At 38.0% G+C, this 20,982-nt stretch carries 16 protein-coding genes; 8 read left to right on the top strand and 8 right to left on the bottom strand.

What is annotated here, in order from left to right; genetic code table 11:
• Nucleotides 1-49: 49 nt before the first annotated feature.
• From G7051_RS04760 to G7051_RS04750, 3 genes are all read right to left on the bottom strand, one after another.
• Entirely contained in the window at nt 50-1,270 is a 1,221-nt protein-coding gene (locus tag G7051_RS04760) for a DUF2264 domain-containing protein (RefSeq protein WP_166198853.1), read from the bottom strand.
• Nucleotides 1,271-1,293: 23 nt separating this feature from the next.
• The gene (locus G7051_RS04755; protein WP_166198852.1) at nt 1,294-2,457 is read right to left on the bottom strand and encodes a glycoside hydrolase family 88 protein; all 1,164 of its coding nucleotides are present in this window, start codon (nt 2,455-2,457) and stop codon (nt 1,294-1,296) included.
• A gap of 214 nt (nt 2,458-2,671) precedes the next feature.
• Nucleotides 2,672-5,776 carry a glycoside hydrolase family 2 TIM barrel-domain containing protein gene (locus G7051_RS04750; RefSeq protein ID WP_166198851.1) on the bottom strand — a complete coding sequence of 1,035 codons (3,105 nt, stop codon included), beginning with the start codon at nt 5,774-5,776 and terminating at the stop codon, nt 2,672-2,674.
• Between the two features lie 279 nt (nt 5,777-6,055).
• On the opposite strand from G7051_RS04750, the gene G7051_RS04745 reads away from it, so the two are divergent.
• Nucleotides 6,056-10,126 (top strand): hybrid sensor histidine kinase/response regulator transcription factor, encoded by a 4,071-nt coding sequence (locus G7051_RS04745; protein WP_166198850.1) that lies wholly within the window; start codon nt 6,056-6,058, stop codon nt 10,124-10,126.
• A 12-nt stretch (nt 10,127-10,138) separates the two neighbouring features.
• Here G7051_RS04745 and G7051_RS04740 read toward each other — a convergent pair whose 3' ends face one another.
• The 3 genes from G7051_RS04740 to G7051_RS04730 all read right to left on the bottom strand — a co-directional run bounded on the left by G7051_RS04740 (nt 10,139) and on the right by G7051_RS04730 (nt 12,119).
• Entirely contained in the window at nt 10,139-11,083 is a 945-nt protein-coding gene (locus tag G7051_RS04740) for a DMT family transporter (RefSeq protein ID WP_166198849.1), read from the bottom strand.
• A complete protein-coding gene (locus tag G7051_RS04735) occupies nt 11,080-11,715 on the bottom strand; it encodes a nitroreductase family protein (RefSeq protein ID WP_166198848.1) in 636 nt (211 codons plus the stop codon). The genes G7051_RS04740 and G7051_RS04735 overlap by 4 nt, the downstream gene beginning before the upstream one ends.
• A 98-nt stretch (nt 11,716-11,813) precedes the next feature.
• The gene (locus tag G7051_RS04730) at nt 11,814-12,119 is read right to left on the bottom strand and encodes a MerR family transcriptional regulator (protein ID WP_166111815.1); all 306 of its coding nucleotides are present in this window, start codon (nt 12,117-12,119) and stop codon (nt 11,814-11,816) included.
• A 118-nt stretch (nt 12,120-12,237) separates the two neighbouring features.
• Between G7051_RS04730 and G7051_RS04725 the strand changes: the two genes are divergently transcribed.
• From G7051_RS04725 to G7051_RS04715, 3 genes are all read left to right on the top strand, one after another.
• Entirely contained in the window at nt 12,238-12,528 is a 291-nt protein-coding gene (locus tag G7051_RS04725; RefSeq protein ID WP_166198847.1) for a putative quinol monooxygenase, read from the top strand.
• 137 nt (nt 12,529-12,665) lie between these two features.
• Nucleotides 12,666-13,445, top strand: coding sequence for an SDR family NAD(P)-dependent oxidoreductase (locus G7051_RS04720; RefSeq protein WP_166198846.1), 780 nt, complete (start codon nt 12,666-12,668; stop codon nt 13,443-13,445).
• 18 nt (nt 13,446-13,463) lie between these two features.
• Nucleotides 13,464-13,952, top strand: a complete 489-nt coding sequence (locus G7051_RS04715; protein ID WP_166198845.1) for a nuclear transport factor 2 family protein — start codon at nt 13,464-13,466, stop codon at nt 13,950-13,952.
• A gap of 66 nt (nt 13,953-14,018) precedes the next feature.
• On the opposite strand, the gene G7051_RS04710 is transcribed toward G7051_RS04715, so the two are convergent.
• Nucleotides 14,019-14,378, bottom strand: a complete 360-nt coding sequence (locus G7051_RS04710; protein WP_166111803.1) for a hypothetical protein — start codon at nt 14,376-14,378, stop codon at nt 14,019-14,021.
• Between the two features lie 450 nt (nt 14,379-14,828).
• Between G7051_RS04710 and G7051_RS04705 the strand changes: the two genes are divergently transcribed.
• The 3 genes from G7051_RS04705 to G7051_RS04695 all read left to right on the top strand — a co-directional run bounded on the left by G7051_RS04705 (nt 14,829) and on the right by G7051_RS04695 (nt 19,488).
• Nucleotides 14,829-16,811, top strand: coding sequence for a DUF3857 domain-containing protein (locus tag G7051_RS04705; RefSeq protein ID WP_166198844.1), 1,983 nt, complete (start codon nt 14,829-14,831; stop codon nt 16,809-16,811).
• Nucleotides 16,812-16,821: 10 nt separating this feature from the next.
• Nucleotides 16,822-18,741, top strand: a complete 1,920-nt coding sequence (locus G7051_RS04700) for a DUF3857 domain-containing protein (protein WP_166198843.1) — start codon at nt 16,822-16,824, stop codon at nt 18,739-18,741.
• A 96-nt stretch (nt 18,742-18,837) separates the two neighbouring features.
• Complete coding sequence (locus G7051_RS04695; protein WP_166202663.1) at nt 18,838-19,488, top strand: SGNH/GDSL hydrolase family protein; 651 nt, start codon at nt 18,838-18,840, stop codon at nt 19,486-19,488.
• A gap of 4 nt (nt 19,489-19,492) precedes the next feature.
• Here G7051_RS04695 and G7051_RS04690 read toward each other — a convergent pair whose 3' ends face one another.
• A complete protein-coding gene (locus tag G7051_RS04690; protein ID WP_255493319.1) occupies nt 19,493-20,449 on the bottom strand; it encodes a phosphorylcholine transferase LicD in 957 nt (318 codons plus the stop codon).
• 45 nt (nt 20,450-20,494) lie between these two features.
• Between G7051_RS04690 and G7051_RS04685 the strand changes: the two genes are divergently transcribed.
• Nucleotides 20,495-20,725 carry a hypothetical protein gene (locus G7051_RS04685; protein WP_166198842.1) on the top strand — a complete coding sequence of 77 codons (231 nt, stop codon included), beginning with the start codon at nt 20,495-20,497 and terminating at the stop codon, nt 20,723-20,725.
• Nucleotides 20,726-20,982: the final 257 nt, after the last annotated feature.

Raw genomic sequence — 20,982 nt, 5'->3', positions numbered from 1 at the left:
GCAGAGAATAAAATCTGTTGTTATAATATGGTCGTGAAGATTTAAAACCTTAAAATCCGATAGCATGATCTTTTGGGAAATCTTCTCCTGACCAAGCTTTTTTAGCAGTCCAATCTTCAGCGGGAGATGTCCAGAACGAATGATCAGCAGGTAGTCCCAACGGTAGAAATGTGAGGGAGGTCAAGTACAAACTTCCGTTGTTGGTGTACCAATCGGCAAGATTGGGCTGGTGTCCTGCAAATCCCAGTTGAAGGAATCCTTTCTCATTGAAATTGCCTTTAGCTTCAAACATTCTTTTCATAACGCATGTCATTGCACTGCGAACCTGCCCTTCGCTTAGTTCTTCGGGTAATTCTTGTCGCCACGATAATAATGCTAACGGTTGAAAAGCCCCCATGCGGTATGTCATAGATCGCCCAAAAGCAGGGAATGATCCTTCGGGTGATATAAAACGCTCTAAAATAAGTCCGTATCGTTGCATACGCTTGCGGGCAATATCTAAGGTCTCTTGTTTTACCATTCTGTTTTTGGCAACCAATACTTCCAGAACTTCAACATACATCGGTTGAATAACATAGCTGTTGTAGTAATCGAATGCAAAATGGGTGCCGTCGGCATACCATCCGTCTCCCACATACCATTCTTCTATTTTACGAATGGCACTGTGAATGCGGTATGCGTCGTATTGCTCGTCTATTGACAGGAGGAATGTTTCTATCATAGCCGAAAACAACAGCCAATTGGTATAGGGTGGATCTACCCAACGTAGTTTTTGAAATTCGTCAACATAGCGTTTTTTTGTCACTTCATCCAGAGGTTCCCACAATTGTTTGGGTGCCCTTAAAAAGCTATTTGCTACATAGGCTGCATCTACAAGAGCTTGTCCTTCTTTATCCCATTGCAGATAATCGGGACTCTCTGGGTCTACTGCATGTGCATAGCTTTTTAAAGCCCATTCTCTCAGTTGCTTTCTTTGTTTTCCTTCGGGTGTATTATCATCGGGCAGACTTAACCAAGGTGCTAAACCTGCCATCAGGCGTCCGAAAGCTTCCATATACGTTACTCTGGTACGGCGACCATCCCACGTGGGGCTTACTTCTACCTGCATATTTTTTACGAGCTCGCCTTTACTCATATTACTCAATACAGGCTCGGATATTTTATAAAGCAGATCTGCCCAATAAGTGCGGTCGGGAGTTGGCTCTGCTGCTTGTAACTGCACAGAATAACAGGTACAAGCGAAAAAAAGTAAGGTGAGAATCTTTTTCATAGTAAGTTGAATTTTTGTGTTGTTTACTGCTGCTTATCCAGATATTTTACTAATTCGGAGGCTGCCAGAAGAAATGCTCCTACACCAAAATCGGCAGTTGAATTTACATCTACCACTTGTCCCGGTATTGCTTTTTCTCCAATGGGTTGTACATATCCAATTTTACCATCAGGTTGTAAAGCTGTTTCCGATAGATATTTCCAGCTTTTTTCTACGACAGGTAAATAGGTTGCTTTATCAAGAATTCCATTGTTTATACCCCATAAGAAACCATAGGTAAAAAAAGCCGTTCCACTGGTTTCAGGTCCCGGTGCATGTTGAGGGTCGAGCATAGACCGTGTCCACGAACCATCTTCCTGTTGACTGTCTGCAATGGCACTTGCCATATCCTGATAGATTTTGATGTATTCTGCCCGATGTGCATTGGTTTCAGGGAGATTTTCCAACGTTTTGGGCATGGCTGCGAAAACCCACCCGTTGCCTCTTGCCCAAAAGTCTTTTAGACCGTTATCAGTTTTATGCTTCGGATAAATATATTTGGCATCCCGATAGAATAATTTACTTTCGGAGTCATAGATCAAGTCTCTGGCAAACGAAAAGTATTCGTATAATTTATCGAGATACAATTCGTTATCAGTAAGTTTATAGAGTTTAGTCATTACAGGCATTGCCATATACAGACCGTCTGCCCACCACCAATAATCGTTATTGGGTGTTGACATCTGGTATTCCATTACTTGTTTAGCTCTGGCTATTTTCTTCTCATCGGGATTCAAGTTGTATAAGTCGATATATACTTGAAAACAAGTCTGGAAATCTCCGAAAAGCACATATTCGTCACTTTCTCCATAACTGTATTTCCATTTCGAAGTATCGTTCGATTGAGCCCCCATCCAAAGATTATGTTCAGCCCACGCTTCGGAATAAGCTCTGTAATCCTCAATTTTGGTAACCTCGTAAGCTGCCATATTTCCAGTATGATAGGCTGCCCGATGCCAGAATGAATTTTCGTGATTGGGGTGTGATGCCTGCCAGTTTCCGTTTACTTTTTGAATGATTTCGATAACCTCAGTTCGGGTGGGTAAGTTCGATTCTGACTGTGTGGCGGTTTTATTATTACTACATCCTATATAGGAGAAAGTAAAAAGAGGAATAAGAAATAAAAAAAATGTTCTGAATTTTCTCATAGTGTCTATTTGTTAAGGTCTCCGACCTTTTTATTATTGTCTTCTTGATGGAAGCAAAGATGTGAAAGACATTAATAACAGATAGTGTATGAATAATTCAAAAGAGGAGTATAATTAATTCATAGTTGTAAATTCGACATTTTTATAAATAAAGCCTCACTGTTTGAAGTGAGGCTTTGAGAAATAGATAACTTATCCAGAAAGGTCTGAGACCTTATTTCAAAATACTGATTGTATAACTATACTTGTATTCTTTATCGCTGAATCGGTATTCATCCAGAGGTTTTGCCCCCCATGAATTGAGACCTGCAACTCCACGTTGGAATAAGTCAACACAAAGAACTACTTCTTCACGAGGTAATACATCGGAAGCATGTTGTTGCTTCTTAGTCATTCCCGGATCAAGGTCTTCTGGCCGATTATTGGTCGCACTTACCGATAAGGGTTGTGCTCCTTTTATAAGGATGCCTTTACCCGATTTGTCTGTTAAGGATAACCAGCGTACATCGGTTTTGTTACCACCTTCCTGAGGACGGATGTATGGATAATACTGATCTTCAACAGCACCGTTCCAAACGCCCATAAAGGTATCGCCGTTTCGGTCTACATAATTCTCCCAAGGACCACGACCATACCAAGTGAAGTCATTGTATTCTTGGGGTAGAGTCATGAGCATACCGAAACGCATCATTTCGGGCAGGTCATTTGATAAGGCTTTATAATGAGCATCAGTAGTAAGACTTCCGTCTTTGTTTACGGTATAAGTGAAATCAACTTTGGCTTCAATACCTCTGAGCTTTGCTTCGTAATTAAATGATATGGCACCACCGTTTTCCTGAGACCCTTTGTATGTATAAATAACGTTTTGTCCTGCCGCATCCCATATACGTAAGGCGTATTGTTCCCACGATCCGAAATCGTTATCGATAGGAGCACGCCAGAAATTCAAGCGAGGAAGTTCACGAAATACTCTTTTTCCGTCATTTTCTACAGAGAGAAGGCTCTTGCCGTCTTTAGTCGAGAACTCGTAACTAATTGTACCCGATTTTACAGTAATCTTATCTTCCCCTTTCTCTACGTTTAAAGAACCTGTATAAGTTGCAGGTGTAAAGTAATTATTCGAATCGAATGCAAATTCTTCTTTAGCCACCTCGAATCCTGCAGGGGTAAACGGTGTTTGTTCCTTATTATAAGCAAATACTTGCAGATAGTATTCTGCTCCTGCTTCGGGTGTGATTGTTGGTAGATTCAGTTTAATGTCCTTTTGAGTATCAGCAGGGATTACGGCATCAAAATTGCCTTCACCGAATACTTTTCCATTTTTAAGAAGTACCCATTTGTAAGTGTAATTTTTATTGGTTAGGTCTGTAAACTTAAAGTCATTGATTACAGTAATAATACCATTATTTAAATCTTTAGCTTTGAACAGAATGTTTTGATATACCTTTTTTACAATATGAGTATGAGGCAGGTAATTCTGATCGGGACTTATAATACCATCAATACAGAAGTTGCCATCATTCATTTTGTTGTATCCCTTAAGGTCTCCTCCGTATGCCCAATAAGGGCGTCCTTGTTCATCCTGAGTTTTGAAACCGTGATTGTACCATTCCCAGATAAAACCACCTTGCATATTTTTGCTGCTACGCATCAAATCCCAATATTCCTGGAAATTCCCCATACTGTTACCCATGGCATGAGCATACTCGCACATAATGTAAGGGCGACCTAAGTCTCTGGCGGCATCCCTTTTCATCGATTCCCAAGATGGGTACATCGGACAAAGAATATCGGTATTCGGATCTTTCTGATGTGCTTGCTCATACTGAACAGGGCGGCTGTTGTCTCTTTCTTTAGCCCATTTATACATCTCGAAAAAGGCTTTTCCGTTACCTGATTCATTCCCCAGCGACCAGAATATTACGGATGGGTGATTTTTGTCTCTTTCAACCGAACGGATTATTCTATCCATATGAGCACCCAGCCATTCGGGTAGATTGGATACATTATCAGGTCCATACCCCAAACCGTGCGACTCCATATTTGCCTCGGCTACTAAATAGATACCATATTGATCGCACAATTCGTACCAAAGCGGAGGTTGAGGATAATGTGAAGTACGCACAGCATTTATGTTCAGTTCTTTCATCAACTGAATATTGCGCATCATCACCTCACGGTTTACTACTTGTCCTGTTTGAGTATTGAATTCGTGTAAGTTTACACCTTTGAAGTATACTTTCTTGCCGTTAACAAAAACTTGTCCGTCGGTGATTTCTATTTTTCTGAATCCGATTTTGTGAGAAGTCGATTCTATAACCTTGCCTTTATTGTCTTTTAATGTTATAACTAAAGTGTATAGGTTAGGAGTTTCAGCCGTCCATTTAAGGGGAGACGAAACAGTTCCTTTGATGGTAGTCTCTGCTGTATTATCGGCAGGAATATTTACTTTTTGATTGCTGTTGAACACCTTTTTACCATTGCTGTCCAATATGGCAACTTCTACGGTTTGATCTTTTGCCGAACTGGTATAGTTCTTTAATACAAGGTCTAAAGAGAATAATCCGTTCTTATAATTTTTATCCAGATCGGGATGTGCAAAGAAATCCAAGATACGTGTTTGATCTGTTGAATATAGATATACACTTCTGTTGATACCGCCTAAACGCCACATATCCTGATCTTCGAGATACGAGCCATCGCTGTATTTGTGTACTTCACAAGCAAGGGTGTTTTTTCCTTTGCGGATGTATTTTGTGATATCAAATTCAGCAGGGCTTTTTGCGTTTTCTGTATATCCTACTTTTTCGCCATTCACCCATACATACATCGAGTTGGTTCCGCCTTCGAAGTGGATAAATACACGGCGACTATCCCAGTCTTCAGGAATTGTAAACTCTCTGCGATAAGCTCCTGTGGGGGAATCTTCTCTGTCGATGTGAGGTGGTTTTGCTTTGAAGCCGAATCCAACATTTACATACATCGGGATGCCGTGTCCGTTAAACTCCCAATTGCCGGGAACTTTCATATCCGCCCACTTCGAAACATCGTAGTTTTCTTTGTAGAAATTGGCAGGAACTTCGCTGATTTTGGGTACCCAATAAAATTTCCAGATTCCGTCCAGCGACTTAAAATAAGGTGAAGATGTAAACTCATTTTTTAGAGCTGAAGTTTCGTCCGCAAATGGCAGGGAGGTAGCTCTGGTTTTTTCTTTATTTACAGCAAATACCTCGGGGTTCTCCCAGTCAGGTATATTGTTCTGGGCATATAGATTACCACAGATGACTGCAAATAGAAGCAGATAGATGTTTTTTTTCATGGTTTAATAATTTAAAGTATTTTATATCTTGACAACTTGAATTTCGATTCTTGGTTTTATCGGTAAACAGTAGAAAGTATTGGACATCTAATATAGTGATAAACAAAAATACATCCAAAATTTTATATAGAGGTAGACAAATCATTCACTCGAAGGATAACAAATCGGTCAATTAAGGCTTTAGACCTATAAAGGCCTCCTTTTTTGAATTATCTATATACTATTTCAAGAAAATTATTTCTAATATTGTGATAACCTTTATCAAAAATCCCCTTACTGATGTTAACCTTAAACCTAAGACACAAGTCTGTTTTTATTGCCGTTTTTTTTATTCTGGGAGTAATATCCGATTTATATTCAAATCCCATTTCTATTAATCCTATACCAGTTATGGCTCAGTTTCCTTCAAATTCGGTTCAACGGATTTTTCAGGATAAGGACGGGTATATCTGGTTTGGCACTTTAGATGGTTTATGCAGATATGATGCCTATAGGTTATTGACCTTTAGGTCGAATCTGAATAATCCGAATCTATTGACAAATAATGAGATTACCTGTATTTCGGAAGATAAGAATAATAACTTATGGATAGGAACCAGAGAGGGGCTGAATATCTTGAATAGGGAAACTTTTCAGATCGTTCATTTAAAGGATTCGCTTATCAGGCGAGAACATATACGGTCTATATTGACTGCCTCCGATGGTACGATATGGGTGGGTGTGGGAAATGGTATTTATAGATATGATTCTAATTTTAAAAGGATAAAGCATTATACGTCGGATGCAACAAACGCTTCGCTACCCTCTAACGGGGTGAATTCTATCACCGAAGATTCGGAGGGGAATATCTGGGTATTACTGTGGAGAGGCGGACTGCATAAATACAATAAAACAAACGATTCTTTTATTCATTATCCCAATATAGGAACAACCAATAATCCGTTTCGCATATTTCTGGATAATCATAAGCAATATTGGATATGTACATGGGGCGATGGAATTTATAAATTCTATCCTTCCAGAAGCGGGAAGGATATGTACGTAAGTCAGAAGATTTTCAATAAAGAACGGCAGCAACCCGAAGATACATTCTTCAGTATAGTGCAGGACGATTCGCAAGGATATATCTGGGCGATGTCATTTTCGGGATTGTATGCTCTCGAATACGCAAATGACGGATCGGTAAAGCAGGCTGATATATCGCACCTGTTTAAAGAGACAAATAATATATTCAGTGAAATTATTAAAGACCGAAGTGGTAATCTCTGGATCGGGGCTTTCAGTGAAGGGGCGTTGACTATAAATTTCAATAAGCCAGAGATTCATAATTATCCTTTAAAGGTCATAACTCAAAAGGTAGGTGTAGTACCCAATGTGACCTCTATTTATGAAGATAGAGACGGGGTGATGTGGTTAAATCAAAACCGTTTGGGGCTGGTTCTTTATTATCCCCAGCAGAAAGAAATAAAACTTTTTAGCGATTTTCCCCGGCTTCGAGATATTCAAGGGTTTCGAAATACAGCTTGTATAAAAGGCTTTACAAGTACAGATAATATTTGGGCGGGGCTAGAGAACGAACCTATTATATATGTGTTGAATCGAAAAGGTGGAGTAGTTACCATAGAAGAAGAAATTAATCTGGCTTTGTATCAGTCTAACCCCGGTCTTCCCCGAATGTTTTTTGAGGACAGGAAAAAGAATATCTGGGTTGTTACTTCGGGGGGACTGTTTATGAAACCTTTTGGTCAGGATAAAATTGTACATATTGACAGTTCTTTCGGGGCATTGACTGGTATAACCGAAGATCGTGAGGGTTCTATTTGGGTTAGTAGCGAGAATAGTGGAGTGTATGAACTCACATCCGCTGATGGTATTGATTACAGCAATTCTGAAATAAGAAACTACAATGAAAAATCGGATAACCTGATCAGTGATAATATACAGTCGATATATGCCGATGGAAGTAATCGGATCTGGATTGGAACCAAGGAGGGGAATATTATAGTATATGATAAAAGTAAAAACTCATTTACGGATTATACGAAGTCATGCGGAATGTTTGGCGAAGCTATTCTTGATATTGTAGTAGATAATTACAATCGCATCTGGATATCTACTAACAAGAGGATTACCGAATATAATCCCGAAAATGGAGCTTCGAGAGATTATACGGTATCGGATGGATTGCTTGTAAATTCGTTTCTGAAAGGTTCGTATTTTAAGAGTGGTTCCGATAAAATATATTTTGGAGGTAATCGGGGTATAAGTTCTTTTGCGTCATCCGATAAATTATCGGAAAATCCCAAGCCATCAAAAGTGTTGATTACTGATGTTAAGATTCAAAATCAATCGGTACTTCAAGGATTCTCCGATTCACGGTTTAATGCAATTTCTCAGACTTTGACTATTTATCCCGATGACAGAAATATAGAAATTGATTTTTCGTCTCTCAACTATACTTTTCCGGGAAAGATACAATATGCGTATAAAATGGAAGGTGTGGACGATGATTGGGTATATACGGGCAACAACCGCCAGTTTGCAACGTATAATCAATTGGGAAAAGGATCATATACATTTTATGTAAAAGCCACAGACGAAAACAGGTTGTGGAGTAGTGAAGTTACTATGTTTAAGATCGAGAAACTTCCTGCATTTTATGAAACCTTGTGGGCATATCTTATATATAGCATTCTTGTTTTAATAATTCTTTATTGGGCGTTGCGGATTGTTCAGAATCGTTTAAAATTGCGTAATGAACTGAAAATAGCCCAGATTGAAAAAGAAAAGTCGGAGGAGCTTACTCAAACCAAACTACGCTATTTTACCAATATTTCGCATGATTTTCTTACTCCTTTGACTATAATTTCGTGCCTGATTGATGATATTGAAACATCATCAAAGAAGCAGTTGCCGCAGTATGCGATTATGCGTTCGAATGTCAATCGTTTGAAACGTTTGCTACAGCAGGTTCTCGATTTTAGAAAGGTTGAAAGTGGCAATATGAAGCTCAAAATAACAAGCGGTGATGTGGTAACCTTTATAAAAGATGTTTGCTATACACACTTTTCTCCGTTGATTCAGAAGAAGAAAATTGATTTTACTTTTTCGTCGGAGGTAAATTCGAAGCAGGCTTATTTTGATGCAGATAAGATTGATAAAGTAGTATTTAATCTTTTATCAAATGCTTTTAAATACACACCTCAGAATGGCAGTATAAAAGTGAAATTACTGTTTCGAAATGAGGGTGGTCATGAGTGGTTAAAAATCAGTATCAGTGACAGTGGGGTGGGGATTGCTCCCGAAGACCTGAATAATGTCTTTACCCGTTTCTATTACAATAGCCGAACCGATGCAAGCGAAACCAATGGGATAGGACTTTCGTTGACCAAAGATTTGGTCGGATTGCATCATGGAACTATTTCTGCGGAAAGCCGATTGAATGAGGGAACAAGCTTTATCGTTAAGATTCCGGTTGATAGAGAGAGTTTTAAAGACTTCGAATTGGTAGAATCGTCACAAGTACTTATTGTAGATGAAAGTTTCGATTTCCCACCTATAGAAGAATGGGAAGATGTAAATCTGAATAGCAACAAGGGTAATGCGAACCTATTACTTGTAGAGGACAATGAAGACTTGTTGCATACGATGAGCAAAATTTTATCAGGGCGTTACCATGTGCTTACAGCTTCGAACGGTGTAGAAGCAATGGAGGTTCTGAAAACGGAGAATATAGATATAATTATCAGTGATGTAATGATGCCCGAAATGGATGGGCTGGAACTTTGCCGTACATTGAAGAGGAATATAGAAACAAGCCACATCTCAATTTTATTGCTTACAGCAAAGAATAGTGTGGACGATCGTATCGAATGTTATAACGCAGGAGCCGATGGTTATATTTCGAAACCATTCGATTTGAAGGTCTTGGAGGCAAGGATCAATAATTTTATAGCCAACAAGAAAGACAAGCAGCAGGAATTTAAGTCGAATGTGGAAATAAACATCTCAACACTCGAATATCCGACTCTTGATGAACAGTTCTTAAAGAATGCAATAGAAATTATAGAGAAGTATCTCTCGGAAACCGAATTTGATGTAAATACTTTTGCTGAGTATTTGAATATGTCAAAATCGTCTCTGTATCGTAAGATAAAGACTATGACCGGATTGTCTCCGATAGAATTTATACGTAATATCCGTTTGAAACATGCTTGTCAGATGCTTAAAGACAAATCGATCTCGATCTCAGAGGTTGCTTATTCCGTTGGATTCTCAGACCCGAAGTATTTTACGTCTTGTTTCAAAACCGAATTTAATATTACACCTAGCGAGTATCAGAAGGGGTGATAGTGAAAAGTCTTATTTACTTTCTGAAGTTGCTGTCTGTTGTTCGGCCTCCACATCGGCTCTCGATTTACTTTGCGTAACCAGATATACACCTACCAGAATCATAATTCCCGATATAGCTTTAGTACCCGAAAAGTGATCCTGCCCTAAACCAATGGCTATAAATGATGCAATAAGAGGTTGCAGGTTGTTGTACATCGAAATGGTAGTTGCTCTGATTCTTTTTTGTGCCACAGGGATAAGTGTGTATGCAATGAATGTTGCAAACAATAATGTATAGCTGATAAGAATATAAGGCAATGTTTCGGATTGCGAGAACAATGGAGCATTCACCAAATCTTTATAAAGGAATGGAAGCAATATGATGGTAGAATACAAGAACATCCATTTCATGAGTGTAATAGACGAATATTTTGCACTCAAAGGACGTGTTACAACCAGATAAGAAGCATAACTGAGCGAACTGCATACTACAGCAATATTTCCGATAGTGCTCGAATCAGTGGATACGTCTCCATGGTGGCTTGTGTAAACCAGAAAAATAGCACCGATTCCGCCTAATAATACACCCGAAACTTTCTTGGTTGTTATAGGCTCTTTTAGAACAAGGGCAGCAATAACCATGGCGAAAAGCGGAGTGCTTGTGGTGATTATGGATGCATCAACGGGAGAGGTATTACTCAATCCGAAAATAAAAAGTCCTTGATTGAAAGTAATTCCCAAAAGTCCTCCCAGAAAAATGGTGATGTGATCTTTGCGGTCAATACGCTCTTTGGTCACAAAAAGCGAAGCTATCCAAAAAGCAATAGTTGCAAATACCATGCGGGCAATAGTCAGTCCGTATGGGCTGATATATCCCGCTTGAAGTAAATATTTGCTGATCGGAATATTGATCGCAAAGAAAGATACAACGCAGAACATAGTTATATGCCCTGCTTGCTTTTGAGAAAGTTTCATTTCTTATATGTATTGTATGATACTATTTCGTCCGTAGATTTACGTTTCTTAGGTCTTAATTCCTGAGCAGGATAGCCTATGAGTATATCCAGTATTACCCTTTTCGAATCGGGGATATTCAATAATTTTTTAATCTTCGATTCGTTGAACCAGCCCAGTATACAACTGCCTAATCCCTCGGCTTCGGCAGCAAGGCATATATGAGAAGCAGCAATACCTATGTCGACATAAGCAAAATGCTTGTCTTTAATAACACCTCCGATTCCGGAACTGAGGTTGACTTTTTCTTCAACAAGAAGAATATGTATGGGAGCTTGTTTTGTAAAATGATTCATCCCTAATAACCGTGCAGATGCAGCATCGGCTACCTTATTCTTTAACTCCGGTTCATCAACAATGACGAAGTGTACCGGCTGGGTTTCTCCTTCGGCTGGATTTGAAATAGCATCAATAGCTTCATCTATCAATTCGGCTTCGTTTACTACCACAAAATGCCAGGGCTGTGCATTGCATGCGGAAGGTGCTAAGCGTGCAGCCTCAATAATTCGTTCGATTTTCTCAGGCTCTACAGGCCTGTTTATATCGTATTTGCGGGTGCTTTGTCTTCTGCTTGCGAGTTCAAGAAAATCCATAGTGTATTTGAAATAAAGATGATATCCTAATTAAGTCGTCAAAATTACTGAATTAAATGGAAGAAAGCCTTTCCGTTTGGATATATTTTTATTGAATATTATCTCTTTAGTTTCTTAAGAGTCTCTTCTATCATTTCCATTCGGTTCTGAATTTTGCTTGTTGCAGCATCAAGAGTGTATCCCTCGTCAAGCAATTCTTTGATTAAGAGCATTCTTTTGATGTTCTTATAATCGTATCTGCGGTTTTTCCCTTCTTCCTCAGTAAGGCTTGTAATGATGCCTTTGTCTTCCCAATACCTGATTTGCCTTGTAGGAATACCTGTTATCTGCGATACTTCGCCGATGCCTACAATCAGTTTGTCAAGAAACTCAAAATCAAAGGATAAATCTGTCTTCTTTTCCATTTTGTAAATTAATTACAATTATTGTTGCAAATCTAAATAATATATCCTTAATTTGCAATTGTAAATTATTTACAATGATTGCCGATAAAAAACTCATAATGTAATTTAATTAAAAAGAATGGATAGCGGAAAAGTAGAATCAACAGTAGTTCTGAAATGTAAAGCAGATAAAATAGAGCAATTTAAGATTGCAGTCTCTCAATTGGTACATGAAACCGTAAAAGAGCCGGGATGCGAAATTTTCAAGATATTTCAAAATAAAGCACAGCCGGACGAATTTATCCTTTGGGAAATATTTAAAGACGAGGCATCTCTCGATTTACATATGAAAAGTGAATATACTCAAGAGTGTTTCTCTTTAGGATTGTTTGAGGCTGTATCAGTTACTTATCATACAGAGGTAATATAAGTAAAATCAACTATTTAATGACACATTATTGTTGGTAGGGGCAGACCTATGTGTCTGTCTTAATTAGGTGAACACATTGGTTCACCCCTACAGCCAAAGCAATAAATAGTTCTGAGGACTTAATAACAATAAATAAAATGGATAGACAAATTTTAAAAGACAAATACGCCGTAATAACAGGCGGAAGCGATGGTATTGGCTTAGCGATTGCTAAAATGTTTGCAGTCAATGGAGCTCATATCGTACTTGTTGCCCGAAATGAGGATAAACTGGAACAAGTAAAACGCGAATTATCAGCAATCGGAAAAGAAGTACACATATTTGCAGCTGATCTAGGTGTACTTTCTTCCGTTAAAACTGTATCGGAGAAGATCTTGAAAGCAATTCCACAAGTGGATATATTGGTGAATAATGCAGGGATTGGACGCTTTATTCCTTTTTCGGAAACAAGTGAAGAGGCATTAGATATGCACCTGAACTTAAATATAAGAGCGACTTATTTTTTGACTCAATATTTACTGGAATCACTGATTGAGACAAAAGGAAATATAATCAATATTTCATCTTATTTCTCTCACCGGATGCTATCGGGAAGAGATTCTACAGCTTATTCTTTAACCAAGGGAGCAATAGATTCTTTTACAAAATCGCTGGCTTTCGAGATAGGTAAAAAAGGAGTCCGTGTAAATGCTATAGCACCGGGAAGCATCCAAACTCCACAGTTAAATCTGAATATCGAAAAGCTTTCGCCTAATGAGCAGCAACGGTTTAAGGAAATGATCCAAACTATCTATCCTATGGGAACAATCGGAGAAGCGGAGGATGTTGCAGAAGCTGCTTTATTCTTAGCTTCGGAACAGGCCAAATGGATTACCGGATCAATAATGGCTGTAGACGGAGGATTAACAACTAATTAAGTAAATAATTCGAAACACATGAAGATAATGATAAAGAGAAAACTATTAACAATACTATCTCTGGTGTTATTTATGACACCCCTGATAGCGAAACAACAAACCGAAACTATAATCGATATGGAAAGACAACATATTAAAGAATTGTTAGAAGAGAAATACATCAATGCAGTAGCCAATAAACTGGAGACAGATAAGATGTTGGAGTTATTTCATCCTGATTTTGCAATCTTCTCGGCAGATGGTGAGGAATTGAAGAGGTTTCCTCTTTTGGAATGGAAGAAAGCAGTAGATGATTATAAGCTTGACAATAAGGGAAATTCCGAATTGCGAACACTAACCTATGATTTTGCGTCGATTGATGTTACAGGTAATGCCGCCGCCGTTAAAGTCTTGTTATTCAGAAATAGTGAATTGATTGCTACTGATTATATTTCGTTGCTTAAATTTAATGGTACCTGGAAAATTGTCGCCAAAGTACCTTATGCACACGTCGAGAAACCATTCTGATCTATATGAAAAAGTCCCTTAAGCGTAATACTTAAGGGACTTTTTATTTTTTATGCCGTTATATCGTTATTTAACGATGATGGTTGCTATACCGGTCAAGATGGCAAGAATACCCAGAATATTTTGGGGTAGAAAAAGCTTATCATCCGGCTGAGGGTTCTTCCTTAATTTTATCGATCTGTAAATAAAGAACAGAGCTATAATTATTTCGATCGAACTACCTAAAATCAGCAAAGCCCAGTATGTTGCATTCTCATCAATCACACTGTATCTGATAGTATTCAGAATTACAATTCCTACCGTTCCCCAGATAATAAACAAGGGTGCAAGCCAAGCTTTGACGGTTATTGCTTTTTTATTTACAGGCTTTTTATTGAATAAAGTAGCAATGAGCCCCAGCACAATTAAAATTATTGCATAAATCATATTAAACTATTTTATAAATGAGTGATCTTCAAATATAGAAATAATTGATGAAATGCAATGCTTTCTCGTCTATTAAAAATGAATTTTCATATATGTGGTTTATTGAAAAACTATTCCGACTTGCTTGTCGCACCTTCGGAATGTTTTTCTAATTGTATTATTTAGAGTGGTTTGCTTGTATTCGTGTTGTTTAAGGTGTGATTTAGGCATCAACTATATATTTCAAAATCATCAGGGCTATCAATGTAAGTTAATATAAACTATATAGCTTCTTCTGGTTTTCACATTTTCGATGTTCTTCGTATACGAATGATGTTATTGTGTTTTTACGCTTCAATACGATTGAGGAATACAATTGTTGGTTGTTGATAAATTTTTGTTAGAAAAAGTGTATTTTATTCATTTTTTGGATAGATTTGCAAATTTAAACAAAATAACATTGATCTAGTGATGAAAACACTTTCAAGCCTTTTAGTTTTAATGTTCCTCCTTTTGGGGGAGGTCTGTTTTGCCCAATCAAAATACGGGGAGGCAACAATGGATGAATTAAACATGACTGTATATCCTCAAGATACTACAGCAGCTGCAGTTGTTCTTCTTAAAACAGGGGAAACACGATTTGTATACAGTGAATTATTAGGCTTCCAGTTTGAATATACGCTTCAGATGAAAGTCAAAATCCTTAAAAATGAAGGACTGGAATTATGCAACCAGAATATTTCATTTTATCAGGAAACAAATACTACAGGAGAGAAAATAACCGGATTGAATGGTACAACGTATAATCTGGAAGATGGAAAAATTGTTAAAACAAAATTATCGAAAGACGCTATTTTTGATGAGGCCACAGATAGAAAGTGGAAATTGAAGAAGTTTACCATGCCTGCTGCCAAAGTAGGTTCGGTTGTCGAATTTAAATATACTATTACATCGATGTACTTCTATGATTTGAGAGACTTTGTATTTCAAACATGGGTTCCTACAGCTTATACTTCTTATGAAATAACGATGCCTGAATATTTTTATTATAATGTGAATATGCAGGGATATGAAAATATTATTACAAAGAGAACTCCTGTAAATGAGACTTTCAGTGTGCGGTATAAAGACGATTCGGGCCGCATGCAAATGGATAATGTGCGTTGTAGTGCTCAGGAAATGAAATTTGTAGGAAAAGATTTACCGGCCATTAAAAACGATTCTTACTTGTGGTCATTGGATGATTATATTAGTAAAGTGAGTTTCGAATTGCAAAGCATCAGATATCCATGGACAACTATTAAGAATATCACTACCACATGGGCAGATATCGATAAAGAATTATTTGGTCTTGGAGATTTTGGAGGAAACTTGAAAAAAGCAGGACTTTTTAAAGACGAAATAACCAAGTCTGATTTAACGCTAGCTCAGGCGAAGGCTATTCAAGACTTGGTGAAGAGTAAAGTTAAATGGAACGAAAAAAATGCATTCTATCCCAATAGTCTGAAAGATGCATTGAAAGATGGTGTCGGAAATAGTGCCGATATGAACTTTTTACTTATTAATGCTCTTAAAGCAGGTGGCTTTGATGCGTTTCCTGTAATATTGAGTACACGTGGAAACGGACATTTGCCTGTTGCGCATCCATCTATCACGGCTTTAAATTATACAATTACGGGTTTAAAAATAGATACTCTTTATTATTATACCGATGCTTCTGCTAAGTTTGGAGATTGGAATCTTCTTCCTGAAAAATGTATGGTGACAAGAGCCCGTGTTATGATTCAAAATAATCCTGATTGGATAGATTTATCGACCACATCTTCGGGAGCTACATTGATGAATGCACAAATTCTGTTTGATGACAGAGGGCAGGTAAGCACTGTTGCCGATTTTAGAAGAGGTAATTCATCTTATGATTTTAAAGTAGATTATTTCAATCACAAAGATCAGAATGAGTATATTGAGAAACTGGCTGGCAGATTGAACGGAAAGGTTGAAGATTTTACGATATCGGGAGAGAGTAAAGCTGGAAGCGATGTTAAGATGGAATACAAATTGATAAAAGATGTTGTCTTGGGCGATGAGTTTATATATATCAGCCCGATGATCGATAAACTGTTTTCCGATAATCCGTTTACGAAAGAAGAACGTAAATTTCCGGTGAATTTTGACTATCTCGAGACTTACAAGCAAATGGTTACCATCGCAATTCCTGAGGGATATACGGTAGAAGAATTGCCAACTTCTCAGAAGTTTGTGTTTGGAGATGATGATGCTCTTGTATTTACTTACAGAGTAGCTCAAACCGGAAGCCTTATTTCATTGCAATATCATTTTCAGATAAAAGAACTGATGGTAGGGCAAGATCTGTATCCCGGATTGCGTGAGTTTTTCGCTAAAATAATTTCGAAAAACTCAGAACAAATTGTTCTTAAGAAAACTGTACAGTAAAATTCTGTCTATGAATAATTTCCATAAAATTTTGTTGTTGGCAATTTGCTTTAGTTTATTGCCTGCACTGTTGTTTGGAGCCGATGATCCGAAGTATCCGGTAGCAGCTATTGCCGACAGCCTTAAGCAAGGAGCATCTGCTGTAGTCAGAGAAAATTCTGAAGTTTTTATTCAGAACGATGTTAATCATGCAACCTATAAGGTGACCAGAGTAGTCACTATTCTAAGTAAATTAGGTGATGGTTTTGCACACTTCGCACTCTACGGTGATAAATTTCGTGAACTTTCCGATTTTTCGGGAACAATACGAGATGCTTCAGGTAATGTTATAAAAAAGATAAAGAAGAGCGATCTAAGATTCTCTTCGGTATCGGAAGGGGCAGGTACGGATGATAATTTCAGTATAACATATATATGTAGTTTGCCCAGTTATCCTTGTACGGTAGAGTATACCTATCAGGAAAAATGGAAAAACGGCATAGCTTCGTACCCTGTATTTGCACCTCAGGATAGGTACTTTGTGTCAGTGGAAAAGTCTGACTTGAGAATAGAAACCCCTCTGAATGTCGAAATGCGTGAACGGAATAACTTTGGAGGAAGTTTGAAGAAAGAAACTGTAGGCGATAAAAACATATATTCCATATCTCTAAATAATCTGAAGGCAATATTGGGAGAGCCTCTCAGTCCTTCTATTGGAGAAGTGTTGCCTGTTATGATGACTGCTCCTGTAGATATGTGTTATGACTCATTCTGCGGCAATATGAAAGATTGGAATAGTTATGGCTTATGGATTGCCAATCTGCTGAAAGGAAGAGATCAGTTATCACCCGATTTAGCTGCCAAATTACAAGATATGGTAAAAGGGGCTAAGACGGATAAAGAGAAGGTTCAGATTATTTACGACTATTTACAGAAGAATACTCGTTATGTGAGTATACAACTCGGAATTGGAGGTTATCAGCCTATAGATGCTTTGACTGTTTCGAAAATGGGATTCGGTGATTGCAAAGGCTTAACCAATCTGATGAAAGCCATGCTCACTTCGGTGGGGATAGCATCTAACTATTGTGTGATACGTTTGGATGCAAAGGATAAGGATTTATATCCCGATTTTCCCGGTTTTTATCAATTAAACCATGTTATATTAATGGTGCCTCAGAAGAACGATAGCATTTGGCTCGAATGTACAAGCCAAACATTGCCTTTTGGGTATATTCATCAAGATATAGCGGGACATAATGCCATTGTGGTGTCCGAGAAGGGAGGACAACTTGTTAGACTTCCTTCTTATACGGATAAGCAAAATCGTCAGGAATCCGTAGTGGAGGTTGTGGTTAGCGAGGAGGGTAGTGCAACAGGCAAAGCCGCCTTCACTCAGTATCTGGATGGGTATGAAAGTACTGTTTATGGTTTCAGATCGAATGATACTGAGAGGATTTTAAAATTTATCAATGGCAATCTGAAGCTTCCACAGGTGAAGATCGGAAAATTTGTGGTGTCAGAAGATAAGTCGGTCTTTCCTTCTACACGTGTCGAAGCAGCTGTTGATGTCCCTGATTTTGCGAATAGAACAGGAAGCCGCTTATTTATACCTGCATGTCCCTTGGCTAAAACCAGTTTTAATGTCCTTACAGCATCTACCCGCAACTTGGATATCGTTTTGGGAACCGGCTTTTCGGAATCGGATACTATAACTATTACTATCCCTCAAACATATACATTAGAGGCTTTGCCTAAAGATATGGATGTAAACACAGCATTCGGGTCTATAAAGACAAAAGCGAAGGTGGATGGTGATAAAATTGTCTATATTCAGGATATTGATATAATATCGGGACGCTATAACCGTTCTCAATACACAGAGGTCAAAGATTTCTTTGCTCAGATTAATGCTGCGGTAAAAAGAAATATTGTATTGAAGAAACTTTAAGGTATCAGTAGTTTTGAATTGTATATGAAGAGAAGTTCTGTTGTTTATTTGTTAGTTTTTGTTGGTGTAGTCGTTTTAGTTGCCGGATTCTTTTTCATGAAAGACCGGAGAAAAGAACAAGCGAAGGAATGGGCTTTAGTTCATTATTATCAGGAACAAAATGAAGCATTGCTGAAACAACCTTTAGATTCCAACAGGGTTGTATTTATAGGTAATTCTATAACTAAACACTGGTTTGGGTTCGACTCTCTTTTCTTTACTTCCAATCACTATATCAACAGAGGGATTATCGGGCAGACCACACCTCAAATCTTAGGTCGCTTTAGAGAAGATGTAATTAATTTGCATCCTTGTATTGTTGTGATAGGTGGTGGAATAAATGATATTGCCGAAAATACGGGTGAATATGACGAAGAACGTACCGTGGATAATATTATTTCGATGGTCGATCTGGCGCAAACAAATAATATAAAAGTTATTCTAACTTCTGTTCTTCCTGCTGTGACATTCGATTGGAGTAGGAAGGTGCAAGGTGCACCGGCAAAGGTAAAATCATTAAACTCGTGTATTAAGAAATATGCCGAAGCTAATAATCTAACTTATGTAGATTATTATTCTCATTTGGCTGATGAGAACGGAGCTTTTAACCCCCAATATAGTGAGGATGGGGTGCATCCTAATAGAGAAGGTTACCTTATTATGAAACCCCTTATACAGGATGCTATAAATAAACTGTTAAATAAATAAAGGCTTAACGGTTTATATAACTGACTTTTAAAAGGTGAGTTGCTCGTTTGTCTTCGGGGGGAATTTGCATATAATTTCCGTACTGCTTTGTAAGGTAAGCATGTGTATTACCGGGCGACGAAAATGTTTTTCCTTCAAATACAATACTGCTAAGTGGAAACATATAACTGGCATGGTGATTGGTAGTATTGCCAATGCCATAGCTGTGAAGAATATTATCAGGTCGCGTTATTGCACATAAACCGCGTGCCAAGCCTATTAATATAATTCCAATAGGATATAGAACGAGAGATAAGGTATACTCGTAAAAATAAGTAAGAGAATGGAATGGCTTTCCTCGTTTTAGTCGGCGAAAAGATCTTCCGTAAAAAAAATCAATAATATTCTTTAAGGGTTTATAGCTCCTCTCTTCCGGGAAAATATCTATATAGATTCCTTTTTCCGTATAATCGTCAAAAGCATCATCTTCTTCACATACGACAGAGTTTCGATCTCTTACTTTCGAAAACAGCAAGCGATACCCTTTGTCTTTAGGAGTTTGCAGATATAGGTCTGCCGGAAGTTCGTTACGGAGAATCTTTAGTAATTTTTTATAATCAGGCAGAAGCAATTCAATATCAATATCGTCGTCCCAAGGAATAAAACCTCCATGTCGCGCTGCTCCCAGAAGAGTACCTCCGCTTAACCAATAGGGTATATTATGTTTATCGGCAATAGATGTTACGGTCTCCAGAATGTCAAGCATTTTGAGTTGTAAGTTTCGTAATTCCGAACCTTCAGGGTTATATCTTCTTAAATCTTCTTCCATAATATAGATGTGAAAAACATGGCAAATGTAAGAATTTAACTGTGTATGGTAATCTCCAATCAGTTTTTTATTGATCAGCTGTAGTTGTTGTGAGTCAGTAGTCCATGTTATATGTTCAATTTTCCTAACGCACCCTTTGGGTTTGTTTTTCATTTTGCCTTGATGCAAAACGAAACAAAAGATCAAGACTGAGCCTCTTTGCCCGACCCGCTACGGACTCGAAAGCTAAAACAAAAGAAAACATTTACTATTGATATCCTTTTGTTTCTTAACGCTTTCTTCATCCTGCGGGTACCCCGTGCAAACGCCAAGGTCGAGAAGCCTGACGGACAAAAGCCATTTGCAGGCGTCAGCCCCAGTGCATCAGAGGCACAGCCGTTGGCTGACAAGCAAAGCAGGCGTAAAACTAAACGTGCCGAAAGGCAATAAGTTTAGTTTAGCCTGCAAGCTAAAGTCAGACAGGCGAGCCACGCAGCACAAAGCCTTTTTGATTCCTTTTGTGGCTTTGGGCAAAAGGAATACAAGCAATCTTTGATTGTGCGTAGAAAAAGACAATTTAATTGAACATATAATATCAACCACTGATCGAGATAACTACTATTTTATTTCCGGAATGTCTTGATAACTATGCTTCATAAGGATATATGTAATAAAAAGGTAGGAACCCTTGTTTCATGAAAGAGTAA

It is taken from the genome of Dysgonomonas sp. HDW5B (genome assembly GCF_011299335.1).
GTDB lineage: Bacteria > Bacteroidota > Bacteroidia > Bacteroidales > Dysgonomonadaceae > Dysgonomonas_A.
This window is presented reverse-complemented; position numbering and strand designations above follow the sequence as displayed.